We start from the raw sequence: 16,136 nt of genomic DNA, 5'->3' as shown, positions 1-16,136 counted from the left end.
CCCGGCCCCGGGCCGGGAGCCGGTGTCCCCTGGGGACAGAGCCGGGACCGGTGTGCGGGCTACCATTTCCGGTCTGTTCACCGTGCCGGTGGACGTCCGACGAGTGCCCCGCAGCCGTACCGTTCGTCCCGCAGAGGAGTCCGCCCGTGGCCGACCTGGATGCCGACCTCGCCGCGAAGGTGCAGCCCGAGGTGCCGCACGCGGCGCGGATCTGGAACTACTGGATGGGCGGCAAGGACAACTTCCAGTCCGACCGGGCCGCCGGGGCGGCGGTCGCGGAGGTGTACCCGGAGATCGTGGTGATGGCGCGCCAGTCCCGGCGGTTCCTCATCCGGGCCGTGCGTCACCTGGCCGCCGAGGCGGGCATCCGGCAGTTCCTCGACGTCGGGACGGGGCTGCCGACCATGCAGAACACCCACGAGGTGGCGCAGGAGGTCGCGCCGCAGACCCGGGTGGTGTACGTCGACAACGACCCGATGGTGCTGGTGCACGCCCGTGCCCTGCTGGTCAGCGCCACCCCGGAGGGGGTGACCACCTACCTGCACGCCGACTACCACGATCCGGAGCGGATCCTCGCCGAGGCGGCCGGGACGCTGGACTTCCGGGAGCCGGTGGCGGTGATGTTCATGGGGGTGCTGGGCTACGAGCCGGACCTGGCGGTGGTGCGGTCCATCGTGGGGCGGGTGATGGCGGCCACCGCCCCCGGCAGCCACCTGGTGCTCTGGGACGGCACCGACACCAGCGTGGCGGTGGCCGAGGGCGCCGACCGGCTGGTGCAGAGCGGTGGGGTGCCGTACGTCCTGCGCAGCCCCGACGATCTCGCCGGCTGTTTCGCGGGCCTGACGATGGTGGAGCCGGGGCTGGTGCCGATCACCCGCTGGCGTCCGGAGGACCCGGCGGCCGAGTCGATCGACGCGTACGGGGCCGTGGCCCGCAAGCCCTGACCGGTGGCCGCGGGCCGGGTGGCCCGGCCCGCGGCGTCGGCCGGCGGCTCAGAAGGCGTACGTGACCGAGATGGTGACGTTGGAGCAGGAGTTCGCGTAGCTGGTCAGCGCGTTCTTCTCGGCGGTGTCGACGGTGAGCCGCCAGCGGATCTTGGTGGCCACCCACTCGTTGACGTACCGGCAGCGGGCCGAGGTGTACGGCGGCATCCAGGTGGCCGGGTCCTGGTCGCCCTTGGCCTGGTTGACGTTGTCGGTCACCGCGGCCAGGGCCCGGGCGTCGCCGAGGTCGTTGGCGAAGGCCTGGCGGCGGCTGGTGGCCCAGGTGCGGGCGCCGGAGTCCCAGGCCTCGGCGAGCGGGACCAGGTGGTCGATGTCGACGTCGCTGGGCTGGGTCCAGTAGGCGTTGTCGAAGTAGGAGTACCACCGGCCGCCGGTGAGGGTGCAGGTCCCGGAGACGGTGGGCGCGGTGACGGCCTCGGCGATCAGCACCTCGTAGCGGGTGTTGCAGCCGTCGCCGTCGGCGTCGATCCAGTGCGGGAACAGGTCGCGGTTGTAGCCGGTGCGGATCTCGGTGGCGACCGGCAGGCTGGCCACGGCGGTCCGCAGGGGAGCGGAGTAGCCGGCGGCCCCGGCGGGGTGGGCGAGGCCGAGGGTGGCGGCCACGACGGCGGCCGTGGTCGCGGCGAGGGTGGTCGCGAGGGCGCGCAGCGTACGGGACATGGAAGCTCCGTCCGTCCAGGTGGGAGGCGGTTGTGCCTGGCCTATGTATAGACAGTCGTGGAAGCATCCGTCTAGATCGGTTTGTGTGAATGCTGTGTGACGTCACCGGGTCGGCCGGTCGGCTGCTCCGCCGGGCGGGGGTGCCGGGTGTGACCCGTCGGCGTGGCAGGGGACTGTTGCCGGTAACATGATCACCGCGTCTGGCAAGGTGGGGCGGGTGATCGCTACTCTCCGTGCCCAGCTGCGTCACTGGACCGTGGTCGTGCCGCTGCTCGCGGTCGTGCTGCTCGCGATGACCTGGAACCGCACCCTGCCCGGCCCGGTGGTGGCGGTGGTCGCCCTCTTCCTGGCCGGCGCGGTCCTCGCCGCGGTCCACCACGCCGAGGTGGTGGCGCACAAGGTGGGAGAACCGTACGGGTCGCTGGTCCTCGCGGTCGCGGTCACCGTGATCGAGGTCGCGCTCATCGTCACCCTGATGATCAGTGGTGGGGAGAAGACCCAGGCCCTGGCCCGGGACACCGTCTTCGCCGCCGTGATGATCACCTGCAACGGCATCCTGGGGCTGTCGCTGCTGCTCGGCGCGCTGCGCCGGGGTGTCGCGGTGTTCAACCCGGAGGGCACCGGCGGGGCGCTGGCCACCGTGGCGACCCTGGCCACCCTGAGCCTGGTGGTGCCGACCTTCACCACCAGCCGGCCCGGCCCCCAGTTCACCCCCGCCCAACTGGCCTTCGCGGCGGTCGCCTCGCTCGCCCTATACCTGCTGTTCGTCATGGTGCAGACCGGGCGGCACCGCGACTACTTCCTCCCGGTGCCGCACGAGGACGGCACGGTCACCGCCGACGAGCACGCCGACCCGCCGTCGACCCGCGCCGCCCTGGCCAGTCTCGGGCTGCTGATCGTGGCGCTGGTCGCGGTGGTCGGCGACGCCAAGACCGTCTCGCCCACCCTGGAGGCGGGGGTGGCCAAGGCCAACCTGCCGCCGTCCTTCGTCGGCGTCGTCATCGCCCTGCTGGTGCTGCTGCCGGAGACCCTCGCCGCCGCCCGCGCCGCCCGCCGGGACCGGGTGCAGATCAGCCTCAACCTCGCCCTCGGCTCGGCGATGGCCAGCATCGGCCTGACCATCCCGGCCATCGCCGTGGCCAGCATCTGGCTGGAGGGTCCGCTGCTGCTGGGGCTGGGCGGCACCGAGATGGCGCTGCTGGCCCTCACCGCGGTCGCCGGGGTGCTCACCGTCGTGCCGGGCCGGGCCACCCTGCTCCAGGGCGGGGTGCACCTGGCCATCCTCGGCGCCTTCGTCTTCCTCGCTGCCAGCCCCTGAGCCTGCGCTCCGTCCCCGTCCCCGTCCCCGACGAGGCGGGGACGGGGACGGAATGGGCCGCCACGACCGGCGTCCCACCCCGTCCGGTGTGGGTCAGTAGGTGACCCCCGGGTAGTCCTGCTGGGCCCGCAGGTACTGGGCCTGCCACTCGGCGGGCCAGCCGAACGCCGCCGTGGCCAGCGGCTTCAGGTCCGTGCCGGCCGCGCCGCTCCAGAAGTGCACGAACTCGCCCCAGTTCAGCTCGCGGGCGTACCCGCCGTCGAAGCGGTGGAAGTGCGTCGACAGCAGCAGGAAGAACCGGTCCAGCGTGGCCGCGCCCCCGTGGTCCCGGTAGATCGGGTGGAACCAGTCCCGGAACCAGCGGGTACCGGCCCGGGGGAAGTCGTCGACGGTGGTCGTCTTCTCGTCGTACCAGCGGGTGGCGTGCGCGGTCAGCCCCAGCGCCAGGTACACGTCGTACTGGAAGATCTCACACCACTTGCTGTCGCCCCAGATCCCGAACGCGGGCGACCCGTGCACGTCGTGGGCGCTGGACTCGACGACGTGACCGATCTCGTGGGCGATGATGTCGCGCCGGGCCTCGGTGGCCGAGGTCCAGCCGTCGCCGGTGAAGTCGACCATGTTGCGGTGCGAGGTCTCCGCGTCGAAGAGCACCCGCGCGGTGCCGCCGAGCCCCGGGTCCTCGTGGAAGACCGCGTGCAGCTTCTGCCCGGCCAGCCCGCCGTAGGTCGCCTGGAGGTACTGCCAGAGCTGCTTCGTGTAGTCCTTGGCCCAGGTCAGGTCGGTGCCGGCCAGCCCGGTGGTCCGCCAGACGGTCAGGTCGGCGTCGGTGACCACCTTGGTCAGCACCTCGTTGTCGCCGGGGTCGCCGTGCCACACCTCGGTCCAGGTGTTCGGCACGGTGGCGCTGAGGGTGGTGCCGCCGGCGGTGACCCACCCGGTGACCCCGGCGGCGTTCTCCGCCCGCAGCCGGTACTGGTAGGTGCTGCCGCCGGGCAGCTTCAGGTCCCGGTACCGGGTGGTGGCGGTCGGCAGGACCGCCAGCGGGGTCCAGGCGCCGCCGCCGGTCGAGCGTTCCAGCCGGTACGTCGTCTCCCAGCGGGTGGTGTCGGTCCAGGTGAGCAGCACCTGGTCGCCGGAGACCCCGGTGGCCTGGAAGCCGGTCGGCGCGCCCGGCGCGGGGGTGGTGGCGGTGGTGGTGCCGAAGATCCGCCACTCGGCGAGCTGGAGGTCGGGGGAGCCGTCGTTGCCGGTGATCCGCAGCCGGTAGTGCCGGTACGCCTGGGTGTTGGCGAACGAGAACGTCTTCGTCTCGAAGCCGGTGAGGAAGGTCTGGTCGCTGCGGGTGTCCAGCGCGGTCCACGGTCCCGTGCCGGTGGACGCCTCGAAGACCCAGGAGCGCGGGTTGCGGTCGGGGGCGTCGTTGGCCGAGGTCACCGCGTACCCGGTGACCGTCGCCGGGGTGTCCGCCACGAACTGGATCCAGCCGGTGCTGTGTCCGGTGAAGTACTTGCGGTACGGGGAGTTGTCGACCACCTTCTCCACGCCCTCGGCGCCGGTGGTGCCGTACTGGTCGGTGATCGTGCCGGGGGTGTCGGTGATGTCCACCGGGCCGGAGACCAGGCGCGGCGCGCCGGGCTCCGCCGCCGGTCGACCGCTCGCCACGGCGGCGAGCGCGGCCACCATCGTCAGCGTCGTGACGGCGGTGAGCGCGCGCTGCCCGGGACGTGTCCGGAGCCGGGCGGGGAACTGTGCTCGCATCAGTGCGGTGCCCTTCCTGGAGATGGGGCACCGAGTACACCCGTGATCACTTAGCGTCGGCCTACGGCTGACTTGACGCGGCCCGTGGCGGCGCCCGGATGTGGCGCACGTCCCACCGGCGGCGCGACCGGCGGGGGAGAACCGGGCGGGCCCTGCGGTGAACCGTCCGCCCCGCCCCGCCCGTAGATGCCCTCGACGGGCATGACGGACCGGCCGTCGGGGTACCTGTCGCCCCACCGCCCGACGCCCGGGGAGGCCCACTGTGACGGCACACGCGCGACGTCGGCCCCGTGGCTCGCTGGCCGGTCTGGTGGTGGCCCTGGTCGCCGCGGCCGGCTGCGTGGTCGGCGGGCTGCCCGAGGAGGACGAGTCCGCGCCCCGGGTGCCGCCGCAGTCGCAGGACCCGGAGCAGCCTGCGGGGTCCCAGGCGCAGCAGGACCGCGGCCCGGGCGCGCAGACCACCCGGGCGGACGGCACCGACACCCCGGAGGAGTTCCAGCAGGACATGGCCGACGCCCAGCGGCTCGCCGAGCGGTACTGGGCCGAGCAGTTCCGCGCCTCCGGACAGCGGTTCCAGCCGATCCGGCGGGTCGTCACGTACCAGCGCGACGGGGAGGTCACCTGCGGCGGCCAGGCGATCCCGGCCAACAACGCCGTCTACTGCACGCCGGGCGACTTCATCGCGTACGACATCGGCTGGTCGTTCTCGGCGTTCCGGCAGATCGGCGACGCGTTCGTGTTCTACCTGCTCGGCCACGAGTACGCGCACGGCGTGCAGATCCGCCTCGGCATCCGGTACAGCTTCACCATCCAGCAGGAGTTGCAGGCCGACTGCATGGCCGGGGCGTTCCTCGGTGACTCGGTGCGGGCCGGGACCCTCGTGCTCGACGACGGTGACCTGGACGAGTTCCGCGAGGGGCTGCTCGCCGTCGGCGACGACCCGGACCAGCCCTGGTTCGCCGAGGGCGCGCACGGCACCCCGCAGCAGCGCGCCGACTCCTTCTTCCGGGGGTACGAGCGTTCCCTGGCCGGCTGCGACCTGGGTTGACCCGGGTCACGGCGCGGGTGCCCCGGTGCCCCGGCGGGCCGCCGTCCCTGACAGGATCGGCGCAGGTGCCCGAGCCGCGGTCGGCCGCTGCCGCCGTCGACCCGTGGCCGTCGCGACGACCGCAGGAGGACCCGGTGAACCGCCACCATCCCGCCGCCGTGCTGTTCGACATGGACGGCACGCTGGTCGACAGCGAGAAGCTGTGGGACATCGCCCTGGAGGAGTTGGCCGTCAGCTACGGCGGCACCCTCTCCGCCGCCGCCCGCCGGGCGATCATCGGCACCAGCATGGCCGAGTCGATGCGGATCCTGCACGCCGACCTCGACCAGCCGCACCGGGACCCGGCGCGCAGCGCCGCCTGGGTCGACGCCCGGATCCTGGAGCTGTTCCGCACCGGCCTGCGGTGGCGCCCGGGGGCGCTGGCCCTGCTCGGCGCGGTACGGGCGGCGCGGATCCCGACCGCCCTGGTCACCTCCAGCGGCCGGGCGCTGGTCGAGGTGGCCCTGGACACGCTGGGCCGGGACAGCTTCGACGTGGTGGTCTGTGGCGACGAGGTCGACTCGACCAAGCCGCACCCGGAGCCGTACCTGACCGCCGCCCGGCTGCTGGGCGTGCCGATCGACCGGTGCGTGGCGATCGAGGACTCCGCCACCGGGGTGGCCAGCGCCGTCGCCGCCGGCGCCGCGGTGCTGGCCGTCCCGGCGGAGGTGCCGCTCGACCCGATCGACGGGGTCCGCCAACTGGCCGACCTGACCGGCGCGGACCTGGACCTGCTCGGCGCCCTGCTGGGCGCGCCGACCAGCGACCCCCGCTGACCCCGTCGACCACGGACGCGCCGAAGGGCCCCGGCCGTACCCGACCGGGGCCCCGCACCACCCGTACCGTCAGTCGTGCGCGATCGCGCCGAGGACGTTGATCCGGGCGGCCCGGATGGCCGGCAGCGCCGCCGCGATCACCCCGATCAGCGCGGCCAGGCCCAGGAAGACGCCCATCTGGGTCCACGGCAGCACCAGGTCGGTGATGCCGTCCTCGCGCAACGCCCGGACCACCGCGGCGCCCAGGCCGGTGCCGACGACGGTGCCCAGCAGCGCGCCGAACACCGAGATCACCACCGCCTCGACGGTGATCATCCGCATGGTCTGCGCCCGGCGCAGCCCGATCGCCCGCAGCAGCCCCAGCTCCCGGGTCCGCTCCAGCACCGACAGGGCCAGGGTGTTCACGATGCCGAGGACGGCGATCACGATGGCCAGCGCCAGCAGGATCTGGATCATCGTGAGCAGGGTGTCGAACTGGCTGGCCTGCTGCTCGATGAACGCGTCCCGGTCGGCCACCGACACCTCGGGGCTGTCGGCCAGCAGCGCCTCCACCCGGGGCAGCACGTCGTCGACCCGGGTGCCCGGCTCCAGTTGGACGAAGCCCTGGGTCGGGTGCGGGATCGCGAAGTCCGCCGTCACGGTCGGCGGCAGGGTCACCGGGTTGGTGTACACGTCGCTGCGGTAGATGCCGCTGACCGTGAAGGTGCGCGGCTCGCCCCGGGACAACTGCACCTGCGCCGTCGACCCGACCGACCAGCCGCGTGCCGTCGCCGTCTCCGCCCGGACCAGCATCTGCTCCGGCCCGATCCGGTCGACGTCGCCGGCGGCCCGCTCGACGCCGAAGATCTGCCGCAGCGCGGTCGGGTCGCTGCTGGCCCCCACCCAGGTCCGCTCCCCGTCGACCATCGCCATGTCGCCGTACTCGCCGCCGGCCAGACGTACCCCGGGGATCTGCGCCGCCTCGGTCAGCACGTCGCGGTCGAAGCTCGCCGGACGCGGACCGACCTGCGCCCCGGCGATCACCAACTCGGCCTTGACGGTGTCCCGGGCCAGGGCGCTGAGGCTGCTCTTGGCCGAGTCCAGGATCACCGTCACGCCGGTGACCAGCGCGATGCCCACCATCAGCGCGGCGGCGGTGATCGCGGTGCGGCGCGGGTTGCGCCCGGAGTTGAGCCGGCCCAGCCGGCCCGGCACGGAGAAGGCGAACAGCGCCCCGAGCAGGGACACCACCGGGCGGCTGATCAGCGGGGTCAGCAGCGCCACCCCGACGAAGGTGAACAGCACCCCGCCGAGGATGACCGGCAGGACGCTGTCACCGGCGTTGTCGGTCAGCCCGAGCGCCAGCAGCGTGGCGCCGGCGGCGGTGACCACCGCCCCGCTCACGGTGATCTTGGTCAGTGGCCGGTCCGGGGTGGCCACGTCCTGCATGGCCGCGATCGGTGGGATCCGGGCTGCCCGCAGCGCCGGCAGCAGCGCCGCCACCACCGTGATCACCAGGCCGACGCCGAACGCGCTGAGCACCGCGCTGGCCGGCACCGCGATCCCGGCCAGGTCCAGCCCACCGGCGAAGGTCCCGAACAGGTACGCCAGCAGCGCGCCCACCCCGACCCCGGCGGCCAGCCCGAACACCGAGGCGAGCAGGCCCACCGCCACCGCCTCCAGCACCACCGAGCCGATGATCTGCTTGCCGCTGGCCCCGATGGCCCGCAGCAGCGCCAGCTCCCGGGTGCGCTGCGCGACGATGATCGAGAACGTGTTGAGGATCAGGAACGTGCCGACCAGCAGCGCCACCGCGGCGAAGCCGAGCAGGATCCGGTTGAAGAACGCCAGCCCTTCCTTCAGGTCGGCCGACATCTCCTCGGACAACTGCGCGCCGGTCTTCACCTCGAACCCGTCGCCGAGGGCCCGGGCCACCTCGTCGCGGAGCCCGGCGTCGGTCACCCCGTCCGCCGCGGTGACCGTGACGCTGTTGAAGACGCCGGTCTCACCGAGCATCAACTCCTGCGCCACCGGCGTGGTGAAGTAGATCTCGTGGGACCCGCCGACGGAGTCCCGCCCCCCGCTGTAGCCGAAGACCCCGACCAGGGTGAACTCCCGCTTCGGGGCCAGGGTCAGCACCCCGACCCGGTCGCCGACGCCCACCTTGGCGGCCTGGGCCAGCGCCGCGTTGACCACGATCTCGTCGTCGGCGCGCGGCGCGCGGCCCTCCCGAAGCTGGAGCAGGTCGCCCTCGCCGACCCAGTTCGACCCCAGTTGCGGCGGCCCGAACGAGGTGACCACCTTGCCGTTGCTGCCGATCAGCCGGGCCCCGTCGGCGGCCACCACGCCGACCGCGTCGGCCACCCCCGGCACCGCCGCGACCCGCTGCACCGTCTCGGCCGGGAACGCCGGGGACAGGGTCGTCCCCTCGGCCTCGGAGACCTGCACGTTCGGCTTGGCCGCCACGTTGACGTCCACCCCGGCGTACGCGTCGGCGAAGACCTTGTCGAAGGACCGGCCGAGGGTGTCGGTGAGCACGAACGCCCCGGAGACGAACATGACCCCCAGCACCACCGCCAGGCCGGACAGGACCAGCCGTACCTTGCGGGCCAGCAGGCTCTTCAGTGTCGCCCGGAACATCAGCCGGCCACCTCGGCGGGGGTGTCCAGCTTCTTCATGGTGTCCAGCACGGTCTCCGCCGTCGGCTCGATCAGCTCGGTGACGATCTGCCCGTCGGCGAGGAAGACCACCCGGTCGGCGTACGCGGCGGCGGTCGGGTCGTGGGTCACCATCACGATGGTCTGCCCGTGCTCACGGACCGAGTTGCGCAGGAAGCTCAGCACCTCCGCGCCGGAGCGGGAGTCCAGGTTGCCGGTCGGCTCGTCGGCGAAGATCACCTCGGGCCGGGCGACCAGGGCCCGGGCACACGCCACCCGCTGCTGCTGGCCGCCGGAGAGCTGCGCCGGCCGGTGGTCGAGACGGTCCTTCAGCCCCACCGTGGCGATCACCGTGTCGTACCAGGCCGGGTCGGGCTTGCGCCCGGCGATCGACATCGGCAGCAGGATGTTCTCCTTGGCCGTCAACGTCGGCAGCAGGTTGAACTGCTGGAAGATGAAGCCGACCTTGTCCCGGCGCAGCGTCGTCAGGCCGGCGTCGCGCAGCCCGGTCACCGTGGTGTCCCCGATCGTGACCGTGCCCCGGGTCACCGCGTCCAGCCCCGCCAGGCAGTGCATCAACGTCGACTTGCCGGACCCGGACGGACCCATGATCGCCGTGAACCGGCCCCGCTCGAACTCGACACTGACCCCCCGCAGCGCGGCGACCTGCGCCTCGCCGCTGCCGTACACCTTCCACACGTCGTTCGCCCGAGCGGCGGCCTGCGCCTGTCGCCCTACCGTCGCGGTCACGTCATCTACCTCTTCCGTCTGTGCCGGCGTTCCGCGCCGCCCCCGCTGGTCGGCGCGGCTGTTCTCATCTTCGGTGCCCGACGGCGGCGAACCGTCCAACTCCGGGTGTAGGCACGGCGGATTTCCCGCTGCGGGTCGGCCCCGATGCCGACTCAGGGTTACCCCTGACCATCCGGCCGTGGTCGGGGCACCGCGCCGCCGTCCTGCGACGGGAGGACGCGGACAGCACGGGGCCAGGCCCGTCGACCGTGGCGACCCGCCCCGGTCCGGTCGCCGTCCGGCGACCGGGTGCGCCCCCGGCGGTCAGCCCCGCGGCCGGACCAGGCCCGACTCGTACGCCAGCACCACCGCCTGGACCCGGTCGCGCAGTCCGAGCTTGGTCAGCACGTGCCCGACGTGGGTCTTGATCGTCGTCTCGCTCACCGACAGCTCCCGGGCGATCTCGGCGTTGGACAGGCCCCGGGCCACCTGCCCCAGCACCTCCCGCTCCCGCTCGGTCAACCCGCCCAGGGTCTTCGGCGGGCCCGCCGCCGGGTCCGGCAACACCCCGGCGAACCGGTCCAGCAGCCGCTTGAGGATGCGCGGGGCGACCACCGCGTCCCCGGCCGCCACCGTCCGGATCGCCGCCACCAGGTCCTCGGCCGGCACGTCCTTGGCCAGGAACCCGCTCGCCCCGGCGCGCAGCGCCCCCACCACGTACTCGTCCAGGTCGAACGTGGTCAGGATCAGCACCCGCACCGGCAGTTTCGCCTCGACGATCGCCCGGGTCGCGGCCACCCCGTCCATCCGGGGCATCCGGATGTCCATCAGCACCACGTCCGGCAGCAGCCGGCGGGACAGGTCCACCGCCTCCACCCCGTCGCCGGCCTCGGCGACGATGTCCAGGTCCTCCTCCGCGCCCAGCACCATCCGGAACCCGGTCCGCAGCAGCGGCTGGTCGTCGACGAGCAGGATCCGTACCGGTCGCGCCGGCGCCGCCTGGTCGGTCATCTGCTCTCCCTGTCCCCGCCGGCCCCCGCCGGAACGCCGTCCGCCTGCTCCACCGGGATCCGCGCGTACACCCGGAACCCGCCGCCGGGCCGGGGCCCGGTGTGCAGGGTCCCACCGTAGAGCCCCACCCACTCCCGCATCCCGACCAGCCCGTGTCCCGGCCCGGCCGGCCCCGGCGGCGCCCCCCGCCCGGTGTCGGTCACCTCGACCGTCAGGTGCCCGTCGTCGACCGCCACCCGCACCCGCGCGGTCGCCGACCCGGCGTGCCGGACCGCGTTGGCCAGCGCCTCCTGCACGATCCGGTACACCGCCAGCGCCACCCCCTCCGGCACCGGCGTGGCGTCGCCCGCCACCGCCAGGGTCACCGGCAGGCCCGCCTGCCGGGCCTGCTCCACCAGCTCCTCGATCCCGGCCAGCCCCGGCTGCGGGGCCAGGTCGGCGGCCGGCTCGGCGTCGGAGCGCAGCACGTCCAGCAGCCGGCGCATCTCCCGCAGGGTGGTCCGGCTGCTCTGCTCGATGGTGGCGATCGCCTCGTCGGCGGCGTCCGGGTCCCGGCGCAGCACCCGCCGCGCCCCGGTCGCCAGCACCCCCATCACGCTCACCTGGTGGGCGACCATGTCGTGCAGCTCCCGGGCGATGCGGCGGCGTTCCTGCGCCACCGCCTGCTCGGCCAGGGTGCGCTGGTTCTCCTCCGCGACGCGGGCCCGCTCCCGCAACGCCGACAGGGTCGTCCGCCGGGCGTGCACCGCCCGCCCCACCGCGTACGACACCAGCGCGGTGAGCAGGTTGTTCAGCACCAGGTACGCGCTGGACACGTCGAGCGGGCTGGCCAGCGGCACCACCGCGTTCAGCGTCATCACCGGCACCCACAACACCACCGCCGCGAGCGCCGCCCGCCACGTCGGCCCCCGCGCCGCCAGCGTGTAGGTCAGCACCACGAAGGCCAGCCCCTGGGTGTTCGGCACCGCGTCGAACCAGACGGGCAGGGCCAGGGTGGCCAACGCCATACCCACCGCCACCGCCGGCGCGCGGCGGCGCAGCACCACCGGCACGGCGCACAGCACACTCCACAGCCACGGCGTCGGCAGCCGACCCGGCCCGAACTCGCGCGGGCTGAGCAGCGTGACCACGACGTCGAACAGCAGCAGGGCACCGGCGAGGAGGGCGTCCGCGAGCAGCGGACGCCCGCGCAGGAACGCCCGTGCGCCGGTCATACCGCGACGCTAACCGCCCGTACGCCGCTGTGATCGTCGCCAGCGGTGACTGTGCCATCCTCCCCGAGGATGAGGGTCACTCGTCCGCACCCGGCGCGGAGGGCGCGGACCGGGCGTCCGGCTGCGGACCCGCCGTCGCCGCGCCCACCGGGAACGGCGGCGGGGTGCCCCCGAAACTGGGACAGTGCGCCTGGTGGTTGCACCAGTCGCACAACTTGCTCGGCCGGGGCCGGAAGTCCTGCCGCTCGGTGGCCTGCTCGATCGCCCGCCACAGCGCCACCACCGTGCGCTCGAAGCGGGCCAGCTCCTCGGCGTCCGGGGTGTAGTCGCACACCTCGGCGTCGCGCAGGTAGAGCAGGCGCAGCACCCGGGGCACCACCCCCCGGGTCCGCCACAGCACCAGCGCGTAGAACTTGAGCTGGAACAGCGCCCGCGCCTCGAACGCCTCCCGGGGCGCCCCGCCGGTCTTGTAGTCCACCACCCGCAGCGCGCCGTCCGGCGCCACGTCCAGCCGGTCGAGGTAACCCCGGATGAGCAACTCGTCGTCGACCACGGCGGAGATCAGCGCCTCCCGCTCGGCCGGCTCCAGCCGGCGCGGGTCCTCCACCGTGAAGTACCCCTCCAGCAGCGCGGCGGCCGAGCGCAGGAACTCCCCGGCGGCCTCCGGCGCGGCCCCGTCGAACAGGTCGGCCAGCTCCGGCTGCTCGGCGACCAGCCGGTCCCACTGCGGGGCCACCAGGTCGCCGGCCGCCTGCGGGGTGCGCCCCGCCGCCGGCAGGTCGAACAGCCGCTCCAGCACCGCGTGCACCAGGGTGCCCCGGGCCTGCTCCACGGTCGGCCGCTCGGGCAGCCGGTCGATGCTGCGCAGCCGGTACAGCAGCGGGCAGGTCTTGAAGTCCGCCGCCCGGGACGGGGACAGCGAGGCCCGGACCGTCGCGGGCACCTCCACCCCGGCCGAGGAGTGCTGGATGATCACCGGTTCCGCCGTCATGCCCGGAAGGTTAGGGCACCGGTCTGACAGCCGGGCCGCACCCCGCCGGCGTCGGCCCCGCCCGGTCGGCCCGTACCCCGGTCGATGCGGCCCCCGCCGCCGGGGCGCGCCGGCCGCCGCGCGGGCGGGCCCGGTCCCGGCGGTCCGTAGCATCGGGAAGGTGCAGCAGAGAACCGAATCGCCCCGCCGCCGTGACCACCGACCCGGACTCAGCGTCGGCCGGGTGTTCGGGGTGCCGCTGTACCTCAACGCCTCGATGCTGCTGCTCGCCCTGCTGATCACCATCCTGTACGGCGAGTTCGCCGGGCACCGGCTCGGCCTGTCCCCGCCGGCCGGGTACCTGATCGGCTTCGGGTTCGTCGTCTCGCTGCTGGGCTCGGTGCTGCTGCACGAGCTCGGCCACGCCCTCACCGCCCGCCGCTACGGCATCGGTGTGCGCGGGATCACCCTCGAACTGCTCGGCGGGTACACCGAGATGGACCGCGACGCTCCGAGCCCCCGGGTCGACCTGCTGGTCTCCCTCGCCGGGCCGGCGGTCTCCGCGGTGCTCGGCGTGGCCGCCACCGCCGCCACCCTGGCCCTGCCCGACCGCACCCTGCTCAACCAGCTCGCCTTCCAACTGGCGGTCAGCAACGTCATCGTGGCCGTGTTCAACCTGCTGCCCGGGTTGCCGCTGGACGGCGGCCGGGCCCTGCGGGCCGCGGTCTGGGCGGCCACCCGGGACCGGCACGTCGGCACCGAGGTCGCCGGGTGGATCGGCCGGGCCGTCGCCGCCGGCACCGCCGTGCTGGTGATCCTGCTGGTCCTCAACGGGATCCTGGCCCCGCTGGCCGTGCCGCTGATGCTGCTGGTCGCGGTGACCCTGTGGCGGGGGGCCGGGCAGTCGATCCGGATCGCCCGGGTCAGCCGCCGGTTCCCGCTGATCGACCTGGCCCGGCTGGCCCGACCCCTGCTGCCGGTGCCCACCGGCACCCCGCTGGCCGAGGCGCAGCGCCGTCGCGACGCCGCCGGCCAGCCGCAGGCGGTGCTCGCCGTCACCGACTCCGCCGGCCGGCCGCTGGCCGTGGTCGACCCGGCCGCCGCGGCGGCCGTCCCGGTGGAGCGCCGGCCCTGGCTGGCGGTCGACGCGGTGGCCCGGTCGCTGGCCGGCCTGCCCACGATGCCGGTGGATCTCGACGGTGAACGGGTGATGGAGACGGTGCAGACCCACCCGGGCGCGCAGTACGTCGTGACGGCAGGCGAAAATGTCGTCGGCGTTCTGCACATCGCGGATCTGGCGCAGCTCCTCGAACCCAGACGGAACTCGAACCGGAAGTGGAACACGTGACCGTTCACCCCCCTGCGACCTCGACCGACCCGGGCCCGACGGCGCCCGGCCCCACCCCGGCGCTGCCCCCCGTGCACCGCGGCCCCTTCCGGCCCGGCGACCGGGTGCAGCTGACCGACCCGAAGGGGCGGATGCACACGGTCACCCTGGAGGTGGGCAAGGCGTTCCACACCCATCGCGGCATCCTGGAGCACGACGCGCTGATCGGCCAGCCCGACGGCAGCGTGGTCACCACCTCCGGCGGCGGCACCGCGTACCTCGCCCTGCGCCCGCTGCTGTCGGACTACGTGCTGTCCATGCCGCGCGGCGCCCAGGTCATCTACCCGAAGGACGCCGCCCAGATCGTCGCCATGGGCGACATCTTCCCCGGGGCGAAGGTGCTGGAGGCCGGCGCCGGCTCCGGCGCGCTGAGCTGCTCCCTGCTGCGCGCCGTCGGCACCACCGGCGAGCTGCACTCCTGGGAGGTGCGCGACGACTTCGCGCAGATCGCCCGCCGCAACGTCGAGGCCTTCTTCAACGGCCCCCACCCGGCCTGGACCCTGCACGTCGGGGACGTGGCGGACTGCCCGGAGACCGGCTTCGACCGGATCATCCTGGACATGCTCACCCCGTGGGAGACCCTCGACATGGTCGAGCGGGCGCTGCTGCCCGGCGGCGTCTTCATCGGGTACGTCGCCACCACCCCGCAGCTGTCCGAACTGGTGGAGGCGCTGCGCGAGCGGGGCGGCTGGACCGAGCCCCGGGCCTGGGAGTCGCTGGTGCGCGACTGGCACGCCGAGGGGCTCGCCGTCCGCCCGGACCACCGCATGATCGCGCACACCGCGTTCCTGGTCTCCGCCCGCAAGCTCGCCCCCGGGGTCACCGCCCCGCCGCGCCGCCGCAAGCCGAGCAAGGGCACCGAGGCGTACGTCCAGCGCCGGGCGGCGCTGCGGGCGGCCGAGGCGGCCCGCCAGGCCGCCACCGCGCCGGCCACCGACGACACCCCGGCCGGTACGCCGACGGAGCTGGACCAGCCGTGACCGCCGCGCGGGACGCCCCCGGCCGGACCGGGTGCCGCCGGCCCGGCGCGTCCGGACCACCCCAACCCACCGTCGCGGCGGAGGTCACCCGATGAGCCTGCCCGGTTTCGACGGCGCCGAGGTGCCGGCGGTCTTCCCCGACTGGTCGCCGTACCAGGACCTGGAGTCGGCGGCGCGGGCGTACCTGCGGGACCCGGACGTGGCGCTGGAGGCGCTCGGCGGGGTGCTGCGCGGCGCCTCGGTGCTCGGCTTCACCCTCGAACGCTTCGTCAACGAGGTCAACGGGGTGTGGCAGGAGGTCGTGGTCTGCGACGGCAGCCGGCTGATCCTCTGGCACGGCGAGGACGTGCCGCCGGGGGAGGGGCCGGCCGGGGCGATGACCTCGTCGCTGCGGGTGGTGCCGATCTCCACGGTCACCGAGGTCGGTTGCCGGCGACGGCTCACCCGGGGCGACAACGGCACGGTCCGGGTCGACAGCATCGACGTGTACCTGCTGCTGACCTCGCTCGACGAGGCGCCGCCGGGCGACGAGCTCGTCGGCGCGCCCCGGCACGACGCGCTGCGGTTCGGCAAGACCCTCGACGACGGCGGGGCCGGTCAGAT

Annotated in this window: 14 protein-coding genes; 7 read left to right on the top strand and 7 right to left on the bottom strand. The window is 74.1% G+C overall.

Annotated features, from left to right (window positions below):
- Window positions 1-146 precede the first annotated feature (146 nt).
- On the top strand, window positions 147-944 hold the full coding sequence (locus AWW66_RS27185) for an SAM-dependent methyltransferase (protein ID WP_067372044.1): 798 nt from the start codon (window positions 147-149) through the stop codon (window positions 942-944).
- Between the two features lie 48 nt (window positions 945-992).
- Here the strand turns inward: AWW66_RS27185 and AWW66_RS27180 are convergent, their stop codons facing one another.
- The gene (locus AWW66_RS27180; protein WP_067372042.1) at window positions 993-1,664 is read right to left on the bottom strand and encodes an HNH endonuclease family protein; all 672 of its coding nucleotides are present in this window, start codon (window positions 1,662-1,664) and stop codon (window positions 993-995) included.
- A 292-nt stretch (window positions 1,665-1,956) separates the two neighbouring features.
- On the opposite strand from AWW66_RS27180, the gene AWW66_RS27175 reads away from it, so the two are divergent.
- Entirely contained in the window at window positions 1,957-2,982 is a 1,026-nt protein-coding gene (locus AWW66_RS27175; protein ID WP_396890565.1) for a calcium:cation antiporter, read from the top strand.
- Window positions 2,983-3,075: 93 nt separating this feature from the next.
- Here the strand turns inward: AWW66_RS27175 and AWW66_RS27170 are convergent, their stop codons facing one another.
- Window positions 3,076-4,743 carry a fibronectin type III domain-containing protein gene (locus AWW66_RS27170; RefSeq protein WP_067372037.1) on the bottom strand — a complete coding sequence of 556 codons (1,668 nt, stop codon included), beginning with the start codon at window positions 4,741-4,743 and terminating at the stop codon, window positions 3,076-3,078.
- A gap of 262 nt (window positions 4,744-5,005) precedes the next feature.
- Here AWW66_RS27170 and AWW66_RS27165 point away from each other — a divergent pair, with 262 nt between their 5' ends.
- Window positions 5,006-5,791 (top strand): neutral zinc metallopeptidase, encoded by a 786-nt coding sequence (locus AWW66_RS27165; RefSeq protein ID WP_067372035.1) that lies wholly within the window; start codon window positions 5,006-5,008, stop codon window positions 5,789-5,791.
- A 158-nt stretch (window positions 5,792-5,949) separates the two neighbouring features.
- The gene (locus tag AWW66_RS27160; RefSeq protein ID WP_067372045.1) at window positions 5,950-6,606 is read left to right on the top strand and encodes an HAD family hydrolase; all 657 of its coding nucleotides are present in this window, start codon (window positions 5,950-5,952) and stop codon (window positions 6,604-6,606) included.
- A gap of 69 nt (window positions 6,607-6,675) precedes the next feature.
- Here AWW66_RS27160 and AWW66_RS27155 read toward each other — a convergent pair whose 3' ends face one another.
- From AWW66_RS27155 to AWW66_RS27135, 5 genes are all read right to left on the bottom strand, one after another.
- Complete coding sequence (locus tag AWW66_RS27155) at window positions 6,676-9,225, bottom strand: ABC transporter permease (protein ID WP_067372033.1); 2,550 nt, start codon at window positions 9,223-9,225, stop codon at window positions 6,676-6,678.
- Window positions 9,225-9,992, bottom strand: coding sequence for an ABC transporter ATP-binding protein (locus AWW66_RS27150; protein WP_067372030.1), 768 nt, complete (start codon window positions 9,990-9,992; stop codon window positions 9,225-9,227). The genes AWW66_RS27155 and AWW66_RS27150 overlap by 1 nt, the downstream gene beginning before the upstream one ends.
- 303 nt (window positions 9,993-10,295) lie before the next feature.
- On the bottom strand, window positions 10,296-10,982 hold the full coding sequence (locus AWW66_RS27145) for a response regulator (protein ID WP_067372027.1): 687 nt from the start codon (window positions 10,980-10,982) through the stop codon (window positions 10,296-10,298).
- Window positions 10,979-12,196 (bottom strand): sensor histidine kinase, encoded by a 1,218-nt coding sequence (locus AWW66_RS27140; protein ID WP_067372026.1) that lies wholly within the window; start codon window positions 12,194-12,196, stop codon window positions 10,979-10,981. Before AWW66_RS27140 ends, AWW66_RS27145 begins: the two co-directional genes overlap by 4 nt.
- A 76-nt stretch (window positions 12,197-12,272) precedes the next feature.
- The gene (locus tag AWW66_RS27135) at window positions 12,273-13,187 is read right to left on the bottom strand and encodes a RecB family exonuclease (RefSeq protein ID WP_067372023.1); all 915 of its coding nucleotides are present in this window, start codon (window positions 13,185-13,187) and stop codon (window positions 12,273-12,275) included.
- Between the two features lie 256 nt (window positions 13,188-13,443).
- Here AWW66_RS27135 and AWW66_RS27130 point away from each other — a divergent pair, with 256 nt between their 5' ends.
- The 3 genes from AWW66_RS27130 to AWW66_RS27120 form a co-directional block, all read left to right on the top strand.
- Window positions 13,444-14,514, top strand: coding sequence for a site-2 protease family protein (locus AWW66_RS27130; RefSeq protein ID WP_157528022.1), 1,071 nt, complete (start codon window positions 13,444-13,446; stop codon window positions 14,512-14,514).
- Window positions 14,511-15,533 carry a tRNA (adenine-N1)-methyltransferase gene (locus AWW66_RS27125; RefSeq protein WP_067372017.1) on the top strand — a complete coding sequence of 341 codons (1,023 nt, stop codon included), beginning with the start codon at window positions 14,511-14,513 and terminating at the stop codon, window positions 15,531-15,533. Before AWW66_RS27130 ends, AWW66_RS27125 begins: the two co-directional genes overlap by 4 nt.
- Window positions 15,534-15,624: 91 nt before the next feature.
- Window positions 15,625-16,136, top strand: a 512-nt coding sequence (locus AWW66_RS27120; RefSeq protein WP_067372014.1) for a hypothetical protein, incomplete at its 3' end; no start/stop codon positions are given.

This window comes from Micromonospora rosaria (assembly GCF_001567585.1).
Classification (GTDB): Bacteria; Actinomycetota; Actinomycetes; order Mycobacteriales; family Micromonosporaceae; genus Micromonospora; species Micromonospora rosaria.
Note: the sequence above shows the minus strand (reverse complement) of the source record. Positions and strands in the feature narration are given on the sequence as shown.